Origin of the sequence: Amycolatopsis coloradensis, assembly GCF_037997115.1 — a bacterium.
Taxonomy (GTDB): domain Bacteria; phylum Actinomycetota; class Actinomycetes; order Mycobacteriales; family Pseudonocardiaceae; genus Amycolatopsis; species Amycolatopsis coloradensis_A.
This window is the reverse complement of record NZ_CP150484.1, coordinates 2,285,700-2,306,185: the sequence shown is the minus strand read 5'-3', so window position 1 is coordinate 2,306,185 and position 20,486 is coordinate 2,285,700. Positions and strand designations below refer to the sequence as shown.

The 20,486-nt window shown below is 65.6% G+C and carries 19 protein-coding genes and 2 tRNA genes; 6 read left to right on the top strand and 15 right to left on the bottom strand.

Annotation, left to right across the window (positions count from 1 at the left end; all coding sequences use genetic code 11):
- Position 1: 1 nt before the first annotated feature.
- Positions 2–670 (bottom strand): SDR family oxidoreductase, encoded by a 669-nt coding sequence (locus LCL61_RS10820; RefSeq protein WP_340686708.1) that lies wholly within the window; start codon positions 668–670, stop codon positions 2–4.
- 47 nt (positions 671–717) lie between these two features.
- Between LCL61_RS10820 and LCL61_RS10815 the strand changes: the two genes are divergently transcribed.
- Positions 718–1,287 (top strand): TetR/AcrR family transcriptional regulator, encoded by a 570-nt coding sequence (locus LCL61_RS10815; protein ID WP_340686707.1) that lies wholly within the window; start codon positions 718–720, stop codon positions 1,285–1,287.
- A gap of 88 nt (positions 1,288–1,375) precedes the next feature.
- Here the strand turns inward: LCL61_RS10815 and LCL61_RS10810 are convergent, their stop codons facing one another.
- From LCL61_RS10810 to LCL61_RS10800, 3 genes are all read right to left on the bottom strand, one after another.
- Positions 1,376–2,830: a PIN domain-containing protein gene (locus tag LCL61_RS10810; protein WP_340686706.1), complete on the bottom strand. Its 1,455-nt coding sequence runs from the start codon at positions 2,828–2,830 to the stop codon at positions 1,376–1,378.
- A gap of 17 nt (positions 2,831–2,847) precedes the next feature.
- A complete protein-coding gene (locus LCL61_RS10805) occupies positions 2,848–3,243 on the bottom strand; it encodes a very short patch repair endonuclease (RefSeq protein WP_340686705.1) in 396 nt (131 codons plus the stop codon).
- Positions 3,244–3,614: 371 nt separating this feature from the next.
- Positions 3,615–4,961 carry a DNA cytosine methyltransferase gene (locus LCL61_RS10800; RefSeq protein WP_340686704.1) on the bottom strand — a complete coding sequence of 449 codons (1,347 nt, stop codon included), beginning with the start codon at positions 4,959–4,961 and terminating at the stop codon, positions 3,615–3,617.
- 259 nt (positions 4,962–5,220) lie between these two features.
- On the opposite strand from LCL61_RS10800, the gene LCL61_RS10795 reads away from it, so the two are divergent.
- From LCL61_RS10795 to LCL61_RS10780, 4 genes are all read left to right on the top strand, one after another.
- Positions 5,221–7,524: an ATP-binding protein gene (locus LCL61_RS10795; protein ID WP_340686703.1), complete on the top strand. Its 2,304-nt coding sequence runs from the start codon at positions 5,221–5,223 to the stop codon at positions 7,522–7,524.
- On the top strand, positions 7,521–9,200 hold the full coding sequence (locus tag LCL61_RS10790) for a DEAD/DEAH box helicase family protein (RefSeq protein WP_340686702.1): 1,680 nt from the start codon (positions 7,521–7,523) through the stop codon (positions 9,198–9,200). Before LCL61_RS10795 ends, LCL61_RS10790 begins: the two co-directional genes overlap by 4 nt.
- A 3-nt stretch (positions 9,201–9,203) precedes the next feature.
- Entirely contained in the window at positions 9,204–9,815 is a 612-nt protein-coding gene (locus LCL61_RS10785) for a hypothetical protein (RefSeq protein WP_340686701.1), read from the top strand.
- A gap of 367 nt (positions 9,816–10,182) precedes the next feature.
- The gene (locus LCL61_RS10780) at positions 10,183–10,341 is read left to right on the top strand and encodes a hypothetical protein (protein WP_340686700.1); all 159 of its coding nucleotides are present in this window, start codon (positions 10,183–10,185) and stop codon (positions 10,339–10,341) included.
- Between the two features lie 135 nt (positions 10,342–10,476).
- On the opposite strand, the gene LCL61_RS10775 is transcribed toward LCL61_RS10780, so the two are convergent.
- From LCL61_RS10775 to LCL61_RS10740, 8 genes are all read right to left on the bottom strand, one after another.
- Positions 10,477–10,550 (bottom strand) — tRNA-Arg (locus LCL61_RS10775).
- Positions 10,551–10,592: 42 nt separating this feature from the next.
- Positions 10,593–10,682 (bottom strand) — tRNA-Ser (locus tag LCL61_RS10770).
- A 65-nt stretch (positions 10,683–10,747) separates the two neighbouring features.
- Entirely contained in the window at positions 10,748–12,394 is a 1,647-nt protein-coding gene (locus tag LCL61_RS10765) for a phosphatidylglycerol lysyltransferase domain-containing protein (protein WP_340688549.1), read from the bottom strand.
- A gap of 33 nt (positions 12,395–12,427) precedes the next feature.
- The gene (locus LCL61_RS10760) at positions 12,428–14,404 is read right to left on the bottom strand and encodes an acetoacetate--CoA ligase (RefSeq protein ID WP_340686699.1); all 1,977 of its coding nucleotides are present in this window, start codon (positions 14,402–14,404) and stop codon (positions 12,428–12,430) included.
- Positions 14,405–14,423: 19 nt separating this feature from the next.
- The gene (locus LCL61_RS10755; protein WP_340686698.1) at positions 14,424–15,185 is read right to left on the bottom strand and encodes an ESX secretion-associated protein EspG; all 762 of its coding nucleotides are present in this window, start codon (positions 15,183–15,185) and stop codon (positions 14,424–14,426) included.
- Complete coding sequence (locus LCL61_RS10750; RefSeq protein ID WP_340686697.1) at positions 15,185–16,315, bottom strand: PPE domain-containing protein; 1,131 nt, start codon at positions 16,313–16,315, stop codon at positions 15,185–15,187. Before LCL61_RS10750 ends, LCL61_RS10755 begins: the two co-directional genes overlap by 1 nt.
- Entirely contained in the window at positions 16,315–16,794 is a 480-nt protein-coding gene (locus tag LCL61_RS10745) for a hypothetical protein (protein ID WP_340686696.1), read from the bottom strand. The genes LCL61_RS10750 and LCL61_RS10745 overlap by 1 nt, the downstream gene beginning before the upstream one ends.
- A 49-nt stretch (positions 16,795–16,843) precedes the next feature.
- A complete protein-coding gene (locus LCL61_RS10740; protein ID WP_340686695.1) occupies positions 16,844–17,476 on the bottom strand; it encodes a dienelactone hydrolase family protein in 633 nt (210 codons plus the stop codon).
- Between the two features lie 97 nt (positions 17,477–17,573).
- On the opposite strand from LCL61_RS10740, the gene hisC reads away from it, so the two are divergent.
- The gene (gene hisC, locus LCL61_RS10735) at positions 17,574–18,629 is read left to right on the top strand and encodes a histidinol-phosphate transaminase (RefSeq protein WP_340686694.1); all 1,056 of its coding nucleotides are present in this window, start codon (positions 17,574–17,576) and stop codon (positions 18,627–18,629) included.
- Between the two features lie 113 nt (positions 18,630–18,742).
- On the opposite strand, the gene LCL61_RS10730 is transcribed toward hisC, so the two are convergent.
- The 3 genes from LCL61_RS10730 to LCL61_RS10720 are packed head-to-tail and all read right to left on the bottom strand — an operon-like array spanning position 18,743 to position 20,460.
- Complete coding sequence (locus LCL61_RS10730) at positions 18,743–19,504, bottom strand: sulfite exporter TauE/SafE family protein (protein WP_125679063.1); 762 nt, start codon at positions 19,502–19,504, stop codon at positions 18,743–18,745.
- Between the two features lie 20 nt (positions 19,505–19,524).
- A complete protein-coding gene (locus LCL61_RS10725) occupies positions 19,525–19,833 on the bottom strand; it encodes a VOC family protein (protein ID WP_340686693.1) in 309 nt (102 codons plus the stop codon).
- Complete coding sequence (locus LCL61_RS10720) at positions 19,834–20,460, bottom strand: GNAT family N-acetyltransferase (protein WP_340688548.1); 627 nt, start codon at positions 20,458–20,460, stop codon at positions 19,834–19,836.
- Positions 20,461–20,486 lie beyond the last annotated feature (26 nt).

The following is a 20,486-nucleotide window of genomic DNA, read 5'->3' as shown; positions in this document are numbered from 1 at the left end:
CCTATTGAACCCCTTGGGCCGGAGGACCGAGGAACAACCCACCGCTCGCGTCGAGGACCTGCCCGGTCACCCACCGGGCGTCGTCGGAGGCGAGGAAGGCGACGACGTCCGCTATGTCCTCCGCTGTACCGAGCCTCCGGTGCGCGGTGAGGGTTTTGATGGCGGCCTCCAGCTCCGGCGTGAAGATCTCGCCATTGTCCGCGGTCCTGGTGGCGCCCGGCGCGACGACGTTGACCGTGATCCCGCGCGGTCCGAGCTGGTGGGCGAGGGTGCGGCTCATCGTCTCGAGCGCGCCCTTGGTCATCGCGAAGGACGTCTGGTCGGGGTTGGCCATCCTGGTCGCGACCGACGAGACGTTGACGATGCGGCCGCCGTCGTTCAGCGGTGCTCGCTGGATGAGGAAGTACGGCGCTTTCACGTTCACCGCCATCAGGCGGTCGAAGCTTTCGGGCGTGTCCGTCTCGATCGGGCCCGCCGGCTGGGCGGCCGCGTTGTTGACCAGGATGTCCAGGCTGTCGATGCCCTCGATGGCTTTGTCGACTCCCGCCATGGTCGACAAGTCGGCCTGCTCACTCGACAGTTTGATGGTTCGTATGCCGTCCTTCTCGAGCCTCCGCGCGATCGCCGCCCCGATCCCCCGCGACGCCCCGGTCACCAATGCCGTCTTCATCGTCCACCCCAGATGTTAGTGACTAACACTTTGATAGTGTCTACCACGTGAGTCTCCGAGACCGCCAGCGCGCCGAAACCCGGCTTCTTCTGCAGGAGCACGCGATCCGCCTCTTCACCGACGTCGGCTACGACGCGACCACCGTCGCCGACGTCGCCGCGGCCGCCGGCGTCTCGGCGATGACGGTCTACCGGCACTTCCCGACGAAGGAGGACCTGGTCCTCTACGACGAGTACGACCCTGTGACCGCTTCCGCCGTGCTTGCGCAGCCTCCTTCCCTTCCCCTGGCCGCGCGGATCGGCCGCGCCTTGGAGTCGACCGCCGCTTTGGGGTCTTCGCAGGAGAAGGCTTTCCTGCTGACGCGGCTACGGCTGATGATCTCGGTGCCGGCGCTGCGGGCGCGGCATCTGGACAGCCAGTACGCGACTGCTGATGCGATCGTGGCCGCTCTCAGCGGCCCTTCTCCTTCGCCGGACGAAGAGTTTCAGGTGCGGGCTACGGCTATGGCGTGCCTGGGCGCGGCACATGTCGCGCTGCTGCGGTGGGCGGAGACTGGCGGAGAGGCGGATCTGGCGGGCTTAATCCGGGAGGCTCTGGCCAGCGTGTTCGGGGATTAGCTGGCTAGTCTTCGCAAACTATCCACACCATTATCCAGATCATGGGTCTCAGGGACTGACGAACGACGTGAACGACCAGTGCGCTTGATCATGGTCGAGCCGACCTTGCGAGATATTCCCGCACCTTGTCCGCGACGGAATCCAGTCTCGCCAGGTTATCTGTTTCGGTATCAATAACGTGATCCACGTGATCAAATCCAGCCTCCTTGAGGTTGCGCAGATATGGCGCAAACTCCGCAGCCGCACGCGCCGAAGCGGAGTTCTTTTCAGGATTGTTTTCCCATGGTTCTCGGCGCTCTACATCCATCCGCCTGGCCAAAGTGGTGAGGTCCGCGACGCACACCAACCACGATTCCTCACCAAGAAACCGACGCCTCGCGCCTCTAACCATGGCGGTCGCTGTCGAGCGCACTGAATCAGTGGCGATGTCGTTGAACGGTCGTAACGGATCGTAGAACCAAATCAGCACCCGTTGGCGATGCGACCCGTCGATCACGATGTCCCATCCCGAGAGTTCGTTCGCGCCACGAGAATTGAGCACCATGCCTGCTGGCAGGCCCGTACCGAGCGCACTCTCAAGATACAGTCGAATCCGGTCTTGACGTGTGCTCGTGGCCCCCGCTTCCACTCGGCCCGAATCCTGTATCTCCTCCACCGAACTAGGACGAACTACGATGTCTAGCAAGTTTCCCGCGATTCGAAGCAAATCCTGCGGTTGCGCCATCAACAGTCGCCTACCGGTGCGGTCTCGTAGTTCGTCCACCAGTTCCACTCGGGGTCCTACGGGCAAGTTCTGCACGCGTCGCCACCAGTCTTCCTTCACGTCACCGGTCACGAACAGGACGTCTACTTTTCGACGCTCCGCTTCGAAAAGCGTCTGCTCCCATACCAGATAGTCGCCCGCACTACGATTGTCATCCTTTTCTCTATCCTGGTATCCGGGCGGTGTTCGCGTCTGATTTCTCCGCTCCGCCTCCTTGAGAGCCTTGGCCATAGCCTCCTGCGAGAACGCCGGACCGATACGCCCATCGAGCAGCCGCAGAAGCATGGCGAGGATCGGATCCGTGTTGGTATCTCGAGCGCCCTGCAGCGAATCGTCACGGTCCTCGGTGATAAATTCCCTAATCTTACTGTAAGCCTCATCGAGAGTCGAAAGAAGCTCATGACGGCGGGACTGCGGAAGGCCGACAGCCTTCATCCAACGCGACATGACATCACGCACCGCCTGCACCGGCTTCTCAAGATCTTTAACAGCAGCCGCATGGACGTTGTGTCGGGTTAAGATTGTTTGTTCGCGGTTGCGGAAAAACTCATGTGCCGCTTGGTGCGGCACCCACATCGAGTCGCCAAGCCGTTCGAAAACCCTGAGAAGATCACCTCGAGCCTCTTTGGTGAACCGGTAGAGGTTTAATAGCACGTTTGTGTCGAGAACCACCAATCCCGTTTTCAGGACAGCAGAGTAATCCGCATCCGTCGGTGACTGATACGCCTCAAATCCTTTGAAGAGGCGAGCGGTAGGCGGATTCGGCGAGTCATCCCCCACGACGGCACCCTTTCACATCACGGTGACTCTCGCGGAGCCACGCCTCGCTCAGCCAACGCCGCCAACACCAGGTCTACGGCCTCAGCTGCTTCGACATGTTCCCATACCCGTACCACGGCCCAGCCTTCCGAGCGCAACACAGTATTGGTCTCCCGATCTCTCGCGCGGTTCCCTTCGATCTTGTCGCGCCAAAACGTCGCATTGGACCGAGACGGCCGGTGGTGCTCTGGGCAACCATGCCAGAAGCAGCCATCCACGAACACTGCAACTTTCGCCCGGGGGAATACGATGTCCGCTGTCCTGCGCAGCGTCGGCAGCGGACGGGCGGATACTCGGTAGCGAAGTCCGCGCTGGTATAGACGGGAACGCAGTAGCAGCTCAGGCTTGGTGTCACGCCCCTGATTCGCACGCATGACGTGGCGCGCAGCTCGAGAAGTGGCCCATGAGTCATCGGAGACCTTCGGCAGGCCCTTATCCCGAGCACGACTCCACGCCTGGGCCAAATTGCCAGCACGCGTATTGGCGGTAACCACTCCGAGGCCACGCGTATATGACCGCCGCCCGTCCGTCCACCGCAACGAGGCTACGACCTGACCATTCGCCGTTGGCCGTAGCCGCACCGAAGCAAGGCTCGTCCGCCCGTTCCCATGATCTACTACCCGGCAGGCCCGCCCGCCTGCCGCCTTATCTTGCTCAGACGCCGCTCGCTTCCTAGCGCCAACCAGTCGCCAGGCGCGTTCCGCAGGCCAGCGAGAGCCTCGGGCCGAAGCACGAGGCTGACCGATCATTCCTGGTTCTCCGCCTTCTCCAGCGCGGTAGCGACGGCCCGAGCGAAGACCTCCCCGAGCAGCACAGGAACCGCGTTTCCAAGCTGACGCATCTGCTCGCCCCGCGGGCCGCTTGCCTCCCATTGATCCGGGAACGACATCACTCGCGCCGCCTCCCGCACAGTCATGTACCGGTGCTTGTAGCGCCATCCGCCAGGGGCGGTGGGATCTTTGACTCGGTCATCTCGGAGCATTACTGACTCCCCGCCGGGAACGCCGTGCACACCCGCCTTTACGGTCTTCGCCGGGCGGTCACGTTCGTTAGGGGTATGGCCGTCATAGATCCGGGCGTCTGGCCATCCTACGTGATGGGTGAACCCGTTCGGCTTTCGATCGACCCGGTCAAGCCACTCATCAGGGATGTCGGGCACAGGAGGAAGGTTCTCCTTGCCCGGCCCCTGATACCCCGAAAGCGCGTCGCGAAGCGTTCGCCACGGTTTGCGTCCATCATCGAGTAGTGGGGATGTGGGCAAGCGCGCGACTACCCTGTCACGCACGTGCGGGGGTACATCTGGGTGCCGCACCCAATAGGAACCGGGGTTGCCCTCGTCATCGTCGAGCATCGAGCGGTGCAACGCCGCCTCCGAGTACTCGGGTCGTACCGAAGCTGCGAACGCGTCGATGTCCACATCGAGATCCGATCGGAAGGCGACGATGATAACCCGGTGTCGGATCTGCGGCACCCCGTAGTCGGCCGCATTGACCGGGAATGGCCTCACTACGTACCGTTTACGCGGGTCGTCTTGCGTCTCTGCCAGCCGTTTGATCAGTAATGCGTTATGTTCCTGCCAGGTCGAATCCGGATCCCGTTTCTCAAACGGAAGGGCCAACTCGTTGAGAATGTAGCGGAAGTACGGCGCGAAGGAGGGGCGCAGCAACCCCCGGACATTCTCGCAGATGATCGCCTTAGGCTGGATCTCCCGGATAGCCCGAAACATCTCCGGGAACATGTTGCGCTTGTCCTCGTCACCCTTTGCGATACCGCCCAGACTGAAGGGCTGACACGGGGGACCACCCGCCAGGAGGTCGACTTCCGCTTCGGCGAGATAGGACATGTCAAGCGACTGAATGTCGCCACTCACTAACGGGGGGCGCTGACCCGGGGCAGGTATGGTTGGCAACACACCATCTGGAACAGGATCAGCCAAGTTGATCGCAAGCGTCCGACAGGCATGTTTGGCAAACTCATTGAGCAGAAGCGGACGGAAGCCAGCGTTGCTGACAGCCATCGCCAAGCCGCCGCCGCCGGCGAAAAGCTCCACCGAGGTTCGTTCCACCCGCGATCCTTTCCGCTGGTCAGCCATGCGAAAATCCTACCCGAGAGATCATCTGGTCACCGTCAAATCGCCCGAGTGTTGCGGGGGCGATCGTCACGGGAACCGTACCCTGAGCGCGACGACTCTTGCGAGGGGAGGCGACCCAAAATGCGTGCCGCCCTCCTGACGACCGGCAGCTAGTACTACTCTGTGTTCGTGACTGGCTGTGACGGCTTGTAGCCTTCCGGGGGAGACGGGCATGCTCCCGTACGTGTTTGGCGCCGAGGGACAGCGGATAGGGAGACTCGTGAGCGAAAGTCGATTCATCGATGTGACACCGCATCCGAGGATTCTCGGCGTGCTCGGCGACATCGAGTTCGCCAATTGGCAGTGCCTCGCCGAACTCATCGACAACGCCTTCGACGAGTTCCTGTCCGCAAACGACACAACGAAGAAGCCCACGGTCGCCGTCTCGCTCCCGCCCGCTAACGCCGATCGCTCCACCGCCAGCATCTCCGTGCGGGATAACGGACGCGGAATGAGCCTGGAGGCAGTAACTAAGGCGATCAGCGCTGGCTGGACTAGCAATGCCCGACATGGTGCACTCGGCCTGTTCGGCATGGGATTCAACATCAGCACCGCCCGCCTTGGCAGGCACACGACGGTAGTCACCAGTCGGGAAGGTGACACGCACTGGGTGGAAGTCGTTCTCAACCTGGCAGAGATCGCCAATACCGAGCGCTACCAGGCACCCTTTCGCCTCGTGCCGAAGGCAAACCCAGCCGAGCACGGCACCACTGTCACCGTCAGCGAGTTAAAGTCCGAACAGTTCCAGGCGCTCAGGCGGACGAACACGCAGAAGGCAATTCGCGAAAATCTTGGTGATATCTACAGCTATCTCCTCGAAACCAAGGGTTTCACCCTCACGCTCAACAACAAGAAAGTCTTTCCCCGCCGTCAATGCGTGTGGGATGAGTCCAGATTCGTCACTCGCAACGGTGTCGACATCCACGCCGTGCAACGGATAGACAGGGAGCTCTCGGCGAGGCTAGCCTGCATGGACTGTGGTAACTGGAACCCTCTTGACGTAGAGCTCTGCGAAGAGTGCGGAAGTGAGCGGCTCTCCAAGCGCGCTCGCCGCGTGCATGGTTGGATCGGCATCCAGCGCTATGTACACAAGTCCGAATATGGGATTGATTTCTTGCGCAATGGTCGCAAGATCCTAATCCGAGATAAACGCGCCTTTTACTGGCTGCCAGAGGACGCCGTCGACCCCGAACTCGAGTACCCGATCGACGACAAGTCTGCTCGTGGTCGTATCGTCGGCGAAATCCACTGTGACCATGTCACGCCTAATTACCAGAAGAACGCGTTCGAGTTCGAAAGCCTGGAATGGCAACAGGTCCTCAGGCTGATCCGAGGCGACACGCCATTGCGCCCCAAACGCTTACCCGGGACTGTCAATGACAGTCCACTTGCGTTGCTGTACACCGGATACCGACGGAATTCGCCGGCCGGACTCAGTTATCTGATCCCAGGCAAAGACGGGCAACCAATCCACGAAAAAACCTATGAGTGGGCCAAGCGATTTCGCGACAACGATCCCGATTACGAGACGGATGAGATTTGGTACCGCTCCGCTTATCAGAACGACCACCCACCTACGGAGCCCGACACAGGTGACGACGCGTCCGGCACCGGCATTCTGCCCGGGCTGGATGACGACGAGCAAGGTGACGACGACGGCACGGGACCTCACGGCCAGCCGGGCGATAAGGGTGAGTCGAATCCACCAGCGGAGACAGTCGAGGATCGACTCAAGCGCTATCGCGAGCACGGAGAGCCGCTGCTCGACTTAAACGGCAAGTACAACCTGGCCGACCTGGGTTCGATCGAGCTGTCAGCGTGGCTGGTCAAGGGACAGAAGCTCATCGACCGACGCGAGCAGCCTGCGCCGGTCGTCACCTACATGCTCAGGTCACCGACGCTGGAGGTGTTCGTCAACCTCGACGATCCACTGTTCCAACGCCGCGGCGCTGATCCGCGGGACATCGCCCTAGTCGAGGTCTCCGAGTATCTGCGCGTGCGGGCGAGCAGACTGGACACACCTTTGTCACGAGTCATCGCCCACCTCAAGGACTCGAACGCCGTGGATGACCTCACCCCGACCGCAATGGCCGACATGGCGGAGCGGCTGCTGGATCAGGTACGCGAAGCGATGATCCCGTTCGTGGCGGAGTCACCTCAGCGACACTGGCATGTGACAACTGAGATGGAGCGTAAGGACGCGCAACGTCGATTCGCGTTCGAAGTCCCAGGAGCCGAGCCTTGGGGTGACCAGATCGAAACCGGCGAGTTCATACGCTACCTGCGGGGCAACGCGGTTAAGCGAATCCTCCGTGAGGCACCCGAAACGTTCTTTGACAACCGAGTCTTTGCCAGGGCTTACGAGGGAGTCGATGAGTCAGTGCGCGATGTGGTGGTAGAGCGGGTGCTCGGTCCGTTAGGTGATCTCGCCCTTCTGGAAGAGCAGCGCCCCCGGCTGGAGCTCGACGAGCTCGCACGCGTACGAGCCAGTGCCCGGTTGGTGTCACGCGCACTGGCTCGGTGAGGGGGCGCGTCGGCGTGGGTCACTTTCTCGATCCTCCGACTCTGCTCGCCTCCGGTCCAGTCCAGTTCCCACGGCGAATCGAGCGGCTGCTGTGGCACCTCGGTGCGACATCTGTAGTCAACATCGACGGTCCGGGGGACGAGGGCGGCGACATCCTGGCCAAACTGCGCGGGCGAGAGTGGGTCCTGCAGTGTAAATGGAAGAGCAGAGGGCCGGTGGGCGAGGAGGCGGTGGACGAGGTCGCACGAGCCAGAGATAGCTATCGCGTCACACGCGCCGCAGTTGTCACAAACTCGAGGTTTAGCCCTACGGCTCGTAGGCGAGCTGCAGAGTTGGGGCGCATTGGCCCACCGATCGCCCTCTGGGACGGCGGACATCTCGAACGAGCTTTCAGTGGCCTTCCCGATCACTTTGGGCAGGTCAGGCGGCGTGACTATCAGGACCAAGCAGTCGCGCGGCTGAAAGCCGACTTGAGGTCAACTGGCCGCGGGCTGCTTGTCCTCGCAACCGGGCTTGGTAAGACCGTTGTTGGCGGGGAGGTCATCGGCGAGTATCTCCAAAACAACCCAAAGGCCAGGGTGCTCGTCGTGGCGCACGCAAAAGACTTAGTGCACCAGCTTGAGCGCGCACTGTGGCGGCACCTGCCCAAGGGCGTGGAGACCCGGTTGCTCACTGGAGATCTCAAGGCGGACAAGATGGATGGCCTCACGTGCGCCACCGTCGGTTCCGCTCTTTCGGCTGCGGAGTTCGGCTACCGACCAGAGTTGGTGATGGTCGATGAGGCGCATCACCTGAGTGCGGACGGGCAGTACGAGCAGCTCCTGCGGCTGTTGGAGCGGTCGTGGCAATTTGGTGTCACGGCGACTCCTTGGAGAGGTGACGCCTACGACATCACTGATCGGCTGGGCGAGCCAAGCTTCACGCTTGGGATCGAGGAGGGCATGCGCCGGGGATACCTCGCCCAAGTCGACTACAAGCTATTTGTCGACGACATCGATTGGGACGCCGTAAAGGCCGCCAGCATCTACTCCTACGGACTCTCTGAGCTGAACTCGAAGCTGTTCCTTCCCGAACGCGACGACGCTGTGAGGGATGAGCTGGCCGCTGTATGGGCGCGAACTACTCGTCCAAGAGCGATCGTGTTCTGCCGCACGATCGAGCACGCTGAGCGAGTCGCCCGGCTGCTCCGTCAAACACCCCTCTGGACGGGGGCCGAGGCGGTGCACAACGATCTGAGCAAGCGCGACAGGCAACGGCGGCTGCTCGATTTCGCCGCAGGCCGCACGCCCATCTTGACCGCAGTGGACATCCTCAACGAGGGCGTCGATGTTCCAGATGTCAACATCCTCTGTTTCGCCAGAGTGACCCACTCCCGTCGAATCTTCGTCCAGCAGCTCGGCCGTGGCCTACGCCTAAGCGAGGGTAAGGAACGGGTCACGGTTCTCGATTTCGTTAGCGACCTGCGGCGCATTGCCGCTGCCCTCAACCTCAAAAGATCACTGGAGGCCAGCGGCACTCTGGAGGTACTCGCTAACTTCAGTCCATCACGGATCGACTTCAGCGATCAGCTAGTCGAGGCGCTAATGGACGAGTGGATCAAGGACGCCGCGAGTCTAGAAACCGCCTTCGACGAGTACCGCCTGCAGTTCCCCGAAGTCCCCTTCACACTGGAGTGACAGTTGACTCAAGATAGCTTGCCAGACAATATCCGCGAAGAGATCCTCCTTAAGCTCTATCGGACGGCCGACGTCCTAGACTGGGAGCTTTTGTCCAACCCAGCCAAAACTCGTCAATACGAGGCATGGTTTGCGGATAAGGAGATCGGCGAGATTCTACTTGGGTATTTCGCAGCCAAGCGTGTGCGCGTTTGGATCAAAGACACTGCGATGAAGGAGTACTCTAGAGCGCAGGAGGGTATTGGACGGACAGTCCGATACGTACCAAGGCGATACCGCGGCCCACAGGAGGTCATCGACGCTGCGCTTGGAGAGGGATGGGTGCTTGACCAGTCGTCGATCGAGATCAAGCCGATGCTGTGTGCAGCAACTCGCGGCGAGGATCGCAAGGTCGTGATCTGGGGATCCAAAACTGCCCTCAGCGACCTTCTCTGGGAGGCAATGCAGCAGTCTGTGGACAAAGGCACCGATCCGATAGTCGTCATCGTTACCCGTGACGGGCAGGACGTCCAGCCGAGCGAGCGCCTTCGCCACACCTCGCTCGGAGCGCGCTGCGGAGTGAAGGTCGTGCACCTCCACCGCGACATGATTGACAACCCCGACTACGTCGGCTGACAGGTAGACGAGAGCTCGACTCGGCGCGTTCATTTCGTCCGTAAGGTTGACGAAGCTGCTGGCGTGTGGTTGTCCGCTGAGTGAAGTGTGGCGGCAGCGGTGATTTGTGCTCTTGCGGCCTTTCCTAGGGTGGCTCTCCCAGCCGAGCTGGCCCCAAGCGGGGCTCGGGAAGCCGTGTGGTCAGTGGCATCGTATCGACTGGCCGACTGAATGGTCCGCCGCTGCCTGAGTTCGGCCAGCCAGAGTACGAGGAATCGTTCCCCACTGAGCTACACAACCTCGTGAAGTGTGCGGTGATCGCCACGTGCAAACTGGTAGGCGACGAGGACTTCGACGCGAACTGAGCGCGCCGGTGCGGGAGCTCATGGTGACCAGGCAACGGAGTGACTGGTTCACGCAGATGATCTCCGACGAGGCCCGCACGACGAACGCGCTCAGGCCGGCTCGTTGGGCTTTGCCCGCGCTGGTCCTCATCGTGGGCATCGTGGCCGCGGCTGTGGTGTTACTCGCGATCACCTCGCCCTGACGGCGGCCGGACTGCTCGGTGGCGGCTCGGTCGGCGATGCCTTGGCGGCTCGGCGACGCCGCGGTTAGTCCACAACGGACAGACAAAAAGGCCCTCCCGCGAACGGGAGGGCCTTAGTGCTGTCTCAACCAGACGTGCGCCCGAAGGGATTCGAACCCCTGACCTTCTGATCCGTAGTCAGATGCTCTATCCAGCTGAGCTACGGGCGCTTGTTCAGTTATCAATCTAGCACCTGCCGGAACAGGTACCAGCGGAGGCTCCGGGATTTGAACCCGGGAGGGGGGGTTACCCCCAACCGCATTAGCAGTGCGGCGCCATAGACCAGACTAGGCGAAGCCTCCCAGGCCCAACGACCACTGCTCAAATAGGTTACACACCCCGCGTACCCCCTTGAAAGGCACCCCCCTTAGACGCGCTGCAGGGCTCTGAGCAGGGCATATGGGCGCCCGCCGAGTCCTTCGGCTTCGAAGACGGCGACGCCGACTCGGGGGAGGTCGCGGGCCGCGGGGTAGGCGAGGTAGCGCGGGACCCAGCGGGGCTGGAACTTCGCGTTGAAGCGGTAGAGGGTCTCGATCTGGATCCAGCGTGAGAAGAATCGCAGTGTCCGGGCGGACAGGCGGGCGACGGGGCCGGCGCCGATGCGCTGCCCTTGTTCCAGGACGGCCCGGAAGGCGGCGAAGTTCAGCGAGACGTGCTGGGCCGGGGTCGTCAGGAGGAGTTCGGAGATCATCAGTTCGTTGACGCCGTTGTCGGCGGTGCGGTCGCGGCGCATGACGTCCAGGGAGAGGCCCTTCTCGCCCCAGGGGACGAACTGGAGGACTCCGCGCACCCGTCCTTCGTGTTCGGCGGTCACCAGGATCGAACCTGGGTCACCGATACGGCCGAGCGCCATCGAGAAGCCACGTTCCGTATCGGTGCCGCGCCAGGTGGCGGCGAGAGTGCGGAGTTCATCGAGCTCGGCGAGAGGCAGGTCCTCGGCTTTCCGGATGCGCGCGGTGTAGCCGGCGCGCTTCGTGCGCGAGACGGCTTGGCGGACTCCGCGCATGACGCGGCCTTCGAGGGTGAAGGTCTCGGTGTCGACGACGGCCTCGTCGCCGATCTCCAGCACCTCGAGCCCGAAGCGTGCCCAGACGGTCGCGCCCAGTTCCGAGCAGCCCATGGCCGCCGGGGTCCAGGCGTACCGCCGGCAGACGTCCAGGTACTCCTCGATCGCGCCGGGCCACGCTTCCGGGTCACCGAGGGGGGCCGCCGAGCACAGCGCGACACCGGCGATCACCCGATAGGTCACCGCGGCCTTCCCCGACTTCGAGAAGACCACGAACTTGTCCCGGCGCAGGGCGAAGTACCCCAGCGAGTCCCGCTCCCCCAGCAGCCCGCGGAGCCGTTCGACCTCGTCGTCGGTCAGCTCCGGCGCGGGTTCGGCCGAGCGGAGCAGGAAGTACGCCGCCGGCAGCACCGCGCCGATCCCGAACAGCAGGCCGACGGCGGCCGACAGGTCTTCCAGCCACAGCGCGGGGAACACCACCGGACCGCTCACGCCGATCAGGGCCAGCGTCGACTGCGCCAGCCGGTCGCCGAAATCCGCGGCGATCGGCGCGACCGAAAGCAGCACGAAGTTGATCGCGATCCCGGCGACCGTCAGTTGCAGGAAGATCCGGACCGCGCGCCACCGGCCGATGACCGGATCGGGCAGCGCGATGAAGTGACGCCGCGTCGGGATCAGGGCGATCAGCAGCGCGAGCGACACAAGACCCGCGCCGAGAGCGTGCCGCAGCCCGAGGTGCGACACGGTCAGCAGCGCGGCGGTGGCGACGGCCAGCTGCCAGGCCCGGCGCTTGCGCCGCTTGAGACCCGTGGCGAGCAGCATCAGCAGCACACCGGTCACCAGCACGACCGTCGCCGCGCCGACCGTGGCCTCGTGCGGCAGTTCCAGCCATTCGGCGACGCGTCCGCGCAGGGTGCGCCCGGCCGGGACCAGCACCGAGACCAGGGCCAGCAGTCCGGCCAGCCGCGTCACCCAGGTGATCACCGCCACCGAGGTGGCCCCCGCCACCCGCCAAGCGCCTGCCAAGTTCCGCCCCTGCGTTCAGCTCCTCGCCAGCTCCACGAACGGTACAAGGGCGTCGGGGTTCAGCAGGGCATCCCGGCTGACGGCGCGGTCAGGTGAAACACCCGAAAGGATCTTCTTGACCGGGACCTCGCATTTCTTGCCGTTGAGCGTCCGGGGCACCTCACTCACCTGGACGAACCGGTCGGGCACGTGCCGCGGCGAGAGGGCCCCGCGCAGTTCCTTGCGCAGGGCGGGCTCGACCTCGTCGAGTGACGCGCCTTCGGCCAGCACGAGGAAACACAGCAGCTGCCCGTCCTCGTTCCCCGCCGCCGACGTGTCGATCACCAGCGAGTCCGCGACCTGGTCGAACGACTCCACGACGCGGTAGAACTCGGCCGTGCCCATCCGGACGCCGCCGCGGTTCAACGTCGAGTCGCTGCGCCCGTAGATGACGGCGGAGCCGCGGCCGGTGATCCGGATCCAGTCGCCGTGCCGCCAGATCCCGGGGTACATCTCGAAGTACGCCTCGCGCAGCCGCGAGCCGTCCGGGTCGTTCCAGAAGAAGACCGGCATCGACGGCATCGGCTCGGTGATCACCAGTTCGCCGACCGTCTCCACCACGGGCCTCCCGGCCTCGTCGAACGCGGCGACGGCGGCGCCGAGCGCGCGGACCGAGAGCTCGCCCAGCCAGACCGGGACGTCCGGGGCGGACGCGACGAACGCCGCGCACAGATCCGTGCCGCCGGACACCGAGCAGATCTGGACACGTTTGCCGACCTCGTCGACGATCCACCGGAAGCCCTCGACGCTCAGCGGTGCGCCGGTGGATCCCAAGGCGCGCAACGCGGTGAGGTCGTACCGCTCGGACGGTTTGATGCCGGCCTTCAGGCAGCTCTGGATGTACGGCGCCGATGTCCCGAAATAGGTGACGCGGTGCTGCTCGGCCAAGTGCCACAACACGTTCAGGTCGGGATGGCCCGGGCTGCCGTCGAACAGCACGATCGTGGTGCCGGTCAGCAGGCCGGAGATGAGGAAGTTCCACATCATCCAGCCGGTGGTGGTGAACCAGAAGAACCGATCGCCGGGACCGAGATCGCTTTGCAGCGCAAGGGCTTTGAGGTGTTCGAGGGTGATCCCGCCGTGTCCGTGGACGATGCCCTTCGGCAGTCCGGTGGTCCCCGAGGAGTACAGCACCCACAGCGGGTGGGCGAAGTCGACGGGCTCGAACGCCGGCTCCGCGCCGTCGTTGTCGGCGAGCAGCCGGTCCCAGTCGAGCGTGCCGTCGAGGCGGCCGCCGGCGTAGTCGACGAGCACGGTCGCTTCGAGCGTGGAGATCTCGTCCCGCAGGGCGTTCACCGTCGACCTGCTGTCGAACCACCGTCCATTGTAGACGTAGCCGTTGACCGCGATCAGCACCTTCGGCTCGATCTGCGCGAAGCGGTCGGTGATCGCGCGGACGCCGAAGTCCGGCGAGCACGACGACCAGATCGCGCCGAGGCTCGCGGTGGCGAGGAAGGCGATCAGCGTCTGCGGGCAGTTCGGCGCCAGCGCGACGACCCTGTCCCCTTTGGACACTCCCAGCTTGCGCAGCCCTTCCCGCGCGGAGGCGACGGCGGACCGCAGAGCGCCGTACGTCAGCTGCGACGAGAGGCCGTCTTCGCGATGGAAGATCACGGCGACCTCGTCGTCGGCCTTCGCGGCGCCCGCGACACCGGGCATGAGCGAGTGCTCGGCGTAGTTCAGCGTGCCGCCCTCGAACCAGCGCGCGTCCGGCATCCCGCCGGTGAGCACCTCACCGGGCTCGTCGTGCCAGCGCACGCCGAGGAAGTCGGCGACGGCGGACCAGAACTCCGGTACGCGCTGGACGGAGAACTCCCACAACGCGTTGTAGTCGTCGACCTCCACGCCGCGTTCGGTGCGCAGCCACTGGCGGAACGCGTCGATCTTGGTGTCGGGCAGGCGGCTCGGCTCAGGGCGCCAGAGCACTTCTGGGGCGTCGGCGGTGTGCGTCACCCCGCGATGTTAACCCTCGTTAACCGCTCTGGCGAGCCCCCGTGAACAGCTCGTACGCCATCGACTTCAGCCGCGACGCGTCGAGCGGGGTGACGGTCAGCCACCCTCGATCGCGGCGAAGCCCGTAGCGGCCGTCGGGGGTGTCCACCCAGGTCAACGTCCCTTCGCCGCGCACCCAGCGGCCCTCCCACGACTTCCTGGCCGCCCCGAGCCGCCCGCCGCCGATCCGCCGCGTCGCGATCCGGACCAGCACGATGACCTCGGGTTCCCGCAGCCCGGCGTCGCGCAGGACATCGGAGAACGCCGGCTGCCCGCCGCGCTCCCCCGCCTCGCACGCGGCCGTGTAGTCGTCGACACGCAGGTTGACCGAGAGGCCCCGTCCCTGCTCGCACGGCGGCAGCGCCTGCAGCAGGGTCGCGGCGACGAGCGGCTCCCGCAGCTCGGACAGCTCGACGTCGGTGCCCGAAACGCCGATCGCGACCGCGCCGCGGTCGGACACGCAGCCGACGGCCCGGTACGCCGGGTCGCCGTCGAGCCGCAGGTCCAGCGTGAGTTCGCTGTTCGCGACGGTGTGCAGCAGCCGCACCAGCTCGGGCGCGGGCGAGTCGACCGTGCCGAGGCCGCGTTCGGACAGCGTCGCGCTCGCCGTGGCCACCAGTTCCGCCCGGAACTCCGGTGTCCGCCCGACGTGCGGGACCTCCAGCACCGCGGGCAGTTCGTCGCGTCCGTGCGCCGACCAGAGAAGGAACAGCTCGCCGACGTGCAACCGGATCCAGTCCATCAGCGGTCGGTCCTCGGGTCTTCGCCGATGACCGGCGGGGTCACGTGCCCGCTGAGACCCCAGACGTCGGAATCCTCGACGAGATAGCCCGGGGACTTGCGGCTTTCACCGTCCTGCTGCCCTTGCGGCGGCATCATCCCCATCGGCATCCCGCCGACGCCGCCGATCCCCGCGGCCGCGGCCCTGGTCCCCGCGACCTGACCGGGCTGCTGCCCCGACGGGCCGAACCCGCCGACACCCGAGCGGCTGCCCTGCCCGAGATCCTGGGTCGTGCCCGCGACGCCGGGCGGCGGCACGACGGCACCGCTGCTCGCACCGGGCTGACGCGGCGCCTCGACGACCGGCTCCCGCACCTGGATCGGGCCGGCGTCGTCGACGCCGCTGCTGCGCGTGGAGTCGTCCGGGGGCGTCTCCGGCTTCGGCTCGGGTTCGGGATCCGGCTTCGGTTCCTCGGGTTTCTCAAGGATCTTCGGCTGTTCGCCGTACGAGACGAACTGCGGGACGTTCTCGTAGACCTCGCCGGAGCTCCGCTGCATCCGTGTCATCACGTCGGCGGCCTGACGGTGCAGGTCCTGCGCGTTCTCGTCGGTGGGTTCGGCGACGATCCGGCCGGCTTCGGCGAAACCGCCTCCCGACGGCGGCGAAGCCGACATGGCCTGCGTCGAATCCGGATCCGAAACCGGGACAGGACGGCGTTTCGGCACCTCCGGCGGCTTGGGCCGCGGGGCGTATCCCGGCGGCTCGGGCATCGTGCGCCGCGCGGTTTCGGCGATGTCCGCCTGGCGGCGCACGCAGTTCGCGACGTTGTCCGCGCGCAGGCTCGTCTCACTCGCCCAGTCGACGAGCTTGATCGCGACGTCACGCGCCCTCTCGGCACCCTCGCCCGTCCAGCCGTCGGCGGTCGCGACGATGGCCGCCCTCAGCTCCGAACCGATCCTGTCGAGGACCACCCCGATGGTCGCCCACTGCCCGGCGGCGGCTTCCGCGCTCGCGAGGTCCAGCTCGTTGTGGACCATCTCGTAGAGCTCCCGGTGCGGGATGGTCATGTAGTCGATGTCGGCGTAGAGGCTGTCGGGACCGGGTTCCGGGTCGGGCTCGCGCGGCGGCCACGGCATCGGCAGGATCCGCATCAGCGCTCTTCCTTCCGCTCGTGGTCGACGACGTCCTCCATGTCGAACCGGCGGGCGATCCGCTCGATGCGTTCCTGCCCCTCCTCGTCCGCGGCGACGTACAGCTTCCGCGCCGCCTTCACGGTGAGCTGGAAGTCTTCGAGGACACCGGCGAAGTCCGTGAGGACGGGCACGGCCGCTTCGGTCCCCTTGGTCGCGGCGCCCTGGAAACGTTCGCTCATCGTGTGCCCGACGAAGTTGTCGCCCAGTTTCAAGGGCGCTTTGAACTCCGTCGAGCCTTTGATCAGGGCGTCGAGCTCCTGCCGTGCCTTCACCAGTGCGTCGATGAGCTTCTTGGCGGCGTCCTCGGTGACCTTGACGGTCCCCTTCTTGGCATCGGTCTTGGCTGCCCGGACCTTGCTCGCCAGCGGCGCCAAGGCGGGCGCCGAAGCGCCGAACGCGGCTTGCGCCGTCACGCGCGTCTCGGGTGACTGTGCCATCGGACCCCTCCCCTGTCACATCTGAAGGGGAATGCTAGCGCGAACGGAGTCACCGCAGGTGGGCGTCGAACCAATTCAGCGTGCGCTGCCAGGCCTCCGCGGCCGCGTCCGGGTCGGCGTCGAAACGGTGGTTGGCGCCCGGGTAGTGGACGACGTTCGTCGCGACGTTCGCCGTCGCCGCCGCTTCGCGAAGTTGCTCGACTTCGGCGCCTCCGGCCTCGTCGCCCGCGTCGCCGTACATGCCGAGCCAAGGGCTGGTGAGCCGTCCCGCGATCTCGACCAGGACCGGCAGCCCGGTGACGCCCTGCCCGCCGACGCTGACCGCCGCGCCCAGCCTGCGGTTCGACGCCACGACCAGCGCGGCCGTCCCGCCGAGGTCGAAACCGACCACACCGACGAGATCCGCCTGGACACCGCGCTCGGCGAGCCAGGAGAGCGTCGCGTCGGTGGCTTCGAGCAGGTCCTGCTGCGTGAGGTCGTCCCGGTCGAGATGCGGAGTGACGGTGAGCCAGCCTTCGCCGGCGAGACCGGCCAGGAGCAGGCCCAGACCCTCTTCGACCTCTTCGGCCTCCTCGTGCAGCACCACGAGCCCGCCGCGGACGACACCGTCCGGTTCGGCGAAGGTCAGGCGCAGCGTGTGGCCGTTGGCGTGCTGGTGTTCCACGGTGGTCGTCAGGGTCATTCCTCCATCAGACCACTCTTAGGTAAATATTCGGAGCTTGCGCTCGCGCGGGAGGATACGGTGTCGGAGCCGTCCCCCAGACGTAGGAGCGCCGAAGATGTCACCTGTTTCGCCGCGTGCGGATCTCGAATCGTTGCCGAAGTACGTCCCTGGCCGGACAATCCAGGGCGCGATCAAGCTGGCGAGTAACGAGGTTCCCGGTGGGCCGCTGCCGAGTGTGGCGCAGGCCATAGCCGAGACGGCGCAGGGCATCAACCGGTACCCGGACATCACCGCTTCCGCGCTCGTCGAGCGGCTGGCCCGCGAACTGGGCGAGCCAGTCGAGCGGATCGCCGTCGGCTGCGGTTCGGTTTCCCTTTGCCAGCAAATGATCCAGGCCCTGTGCGGCCCTGGCGACGAGGTCGTCTTCCCGTGGCGTTCGTTCGAGGCGTACCCGATCGTCACGCAGGTGGCGAACGCCGTCAGCGTGAAGGTGCCGCTGACCGCCGGGCACGGGCTGGACCTGGACGCGATGCTGGCCGCGATCACGCCGAAGACGCGGCTGGTCTTCGTGTGCAACCCCAACAACCCGACCGGGACGGTCGTGCGGCGGGCGGAACTGGAGCGCTTCCTCGACGCCGTGCCCTCGGGTGTGCTCGTCGTGCTCGACGAGGCGTACAAGGAGTTCGTGACCGACGCCGAGGTGCCGGACGGCGTCGAACTCGCGCGCGGCAGGGACAACGTCGCGGTACTGCGGACTTTCTCGAAGGCGTACGGCCTCGCCGGTCTTCGCGTGGGTTACGCGGTGGCCCCGGAAGCGATCACCGTCGCGCTGAAGCAGGTCTACGTCGCGTTCTCGGTGAACATGATCGCCCAGGCGGCGGCCATCGCCTCGCTCGACGCGGCCGACGAACTGCTGGAACGCTGCAAGGAGATCGTCTCGGAGCGCACGCGTGTCCGGGATGCCTTGGTGGCCAAGGGTTACGAGGTGCCGGAGACGCAGGCGAACTTCGTCTGGCTGCCGCTGGGCGAGCGGACGACCGAGTTCGCGGAGCACGCACTGGAGCGCAAGCTGATCGTGCGTCCCTTCGCGGGCGAAGGCGCGCGAGTGACCATCGGGACACCTGAAGAGAACGACCTCTTCCTCGAAGCGGCCGGGGATTTCCCGCGCTGAGCACACTTTCGGCCGGCCCGCGCTTCGTCCACGGAGCGCGGGCCGTTCCTCTTCGAGGGCAAGGCAAGGGAACCCCGCACCGCGGACGAGCCGGCACGCGCATCGGGCCGGTCCTATTTGAGAAGCAGCTGCACCATCGCGGCGAGGCCGATCACGACGATCACGCCGCGCAGCACCTTCGGCGAGAGCTTACGGCCGATCTTCGCGCCGATCTGGCCGCCGATCGTCGACCCGACCGCGAGCAGCGCGACCACAGGCCAGCTGACCGGCGCGATGAAGGCGTAGATCGCGCCCGCGACGATGTTCACGACCGCCGACAGGGCGTTCTTGACGCCGTTGAGCCGCTGCAGCGACTCCGACATCAGCATCCCCATCACGGCCATCATCATCACGCCCTGCGCGGCCGTGAAGTATCCGCCGTAGATGCCGATCAGGAAGATCAGGAACAGCAGGAGCGGCCCGATCTTGTGGACCGTCCCGTTCTCCTCGCGGCGCTTCGCGACCCAGGCGGCCACTCGCGGCTGGACGATCACGAGCACCACCGCGAGGCCGACCAGCGCGGGGACGACGGTCTCGAAAGCGTCCTTCGGCAGCGAGAGCAGCAGGATCGTCCCGCAGATCGCGCCGAGGAACGACGCCACGGCGAGTTTGGCGACCTGGGGCCAGTAGCCCTTGAGCTCCTCCCGGTAGCCGATCGCCCCGCTGACCGTGCCGGGGGCGAGGCCGATCGCGTTGGACGTCGTCGCCGTCAGCGGCGAGTAGCCGAGGGCGACCAGAACCGGGAAGGTCACCAGCGTGCCCGAACCGACGACCGTGTTGATGGTGCCCGCCCAGAGCCCCGCGACGAAGATCACTACCGCGTGCCACCACGTCATAAAGCGCTCACGTCCGCACCCTAAGCACCGTTACCTCCTTTCGCGCTCCGGATGTGTCTAGTCGAACATTCAACGAGCCCGTTATGTCTCGTTCGGTGCGAAGACGCAGAACTCGTTGCCCTCGGGGCCCCGGCGGCGACCAGCTCGGCCGCGGAGCCGAAGACGTCGATGTGCATGCGGTTCTTCACGGTCTTCGCCTCGGGCAGCGGGTTGATCCAGATCAGCGGGCCGCGACCGGCCGGATCCTCGATCGCCACCGGCCACTCCACCGGCCGCTGGTCGCGGTGGTCGTTCGCGTCGAGGCAGATGTCCTTGAACACCGCCGGCATTCAGTTCTCCTCCGGTAGATGAGCCGCGGTGATCTCCGCGGCGACCGTCCAGCCGAGCGTCAGGTACAACGCGCGGCCCTCCTCCGTGGCGACCAGGACCGCTCGCTCCGCCCCGGCGGCGACCGCCACCTCGTCGAGCCTGCGCATGACGAACCTGCCCAGCCCTCGCCGCTGGTGCTCGGGCTCCGTCACGACCTGATCGATCACCGCCGTGCCGCCGGCTATCGCGACCCGGCCGGTGGCCGCGCGTGAGCCGTCCGGCGCGCGCACCACCACGTCGGTGACCACGCCGTCGCCGACCAGCTCCGCCCGGTACGGCTCGGGCGCGGCCATCACCGGCCGCAGCGCTATCGGGGCGCTCATCAGGTACTCCGGCGGGCCGACCTCCCATTCCGGCGGCACCGTCTTCGCCACCTCGTCCCGCGAACCACTCACCTTCAGCCATGTTCCGGGCTCTGTCAGCGAACGCGCCCGGCGCGCGACCGATCCGGCGTCCGCCAGCACGTATCTCACGCGATGCCCGGGACGCCCGACGTCGAGCCGGTAGCCGTCCGGTTCGGCGACCGGGACCCCGACGCCGCGCGAAAGCGCCCAGCCGTGCACCCATGCCTTGATCAGCCCTGCCACCCCAGTCATCTTCGGATGATGACACC

Coding starts and splice junctions, on each gene's coding strand:
- LCL61_RS10820 (WP_340686708.1), bottom strand. CDS start 670: ATGAAGACGGCATTGGTGACCGGGGCGTCGCGGGGGATCGGGGCGGCG.
- LCL61_RS10805 (WP_340686705.1), bottom strand. CDS start 3,243: ATGCGTGCGAATCAGGGGCGTGACACCAAGCCTGAGCTGCTACTGCGT.
- LCL61_RS10800 (WP_340686704.1), bottom strand. CDS start 4,961: ATGGCTGACCAGCGGAAAGGATCGCGGGTGGAACGAACCTCGGTGGAG.
- LCL61_RS10755 (WP_340686698.1), bottom strand. CDS start 15,185: ATGGACTGGATCCGGTTGCACGTCGGCGAGCTGTTCCTTCTCTGGTCG.
- LCL61_RS10750 (WP_340686697.1), bottom strand. CDS start 16,315: ATGCGGATCCTGCCGATGCCGTGGCCGCCGCGCGAGCCCGACCCGGAA.
- LCL61_RS10745 (WP_340686696.1), bottom strand. CDS start 16,794: ATGGCACAGTCACCCGAGACGCGCGTGACGGCGCAAGCCGCGTTCGGC.
- LCL61_RS10740 (WP_340686695.1), bottom strand. CDS start 17,476: ATGACCCTGACGACCACCGTGGAACACCAGCACGCCAACGGCCACACG.
- hisC (WP_340686694.1), top strand. CDS start 17,574: ATGTCACCTGTTTCGCCGCGTGCGGATCTCGAATCGTTGCCGAAGTAC.
- LCL61_RS10730 (WP_125679063.1), bottom strand. CDS start 19,504: ATGACGTGGTGGCACGCGGTAGTGATCTTCGTCGCGGGGCTCTGGGCG.
- LCL61_RS10725 (WP_340686693.1), bottom strand. CDS start 19,833: ATGCCGGCGGTGTTCAAGGACATCTGCCTCGACGCGAACGACCACCGC.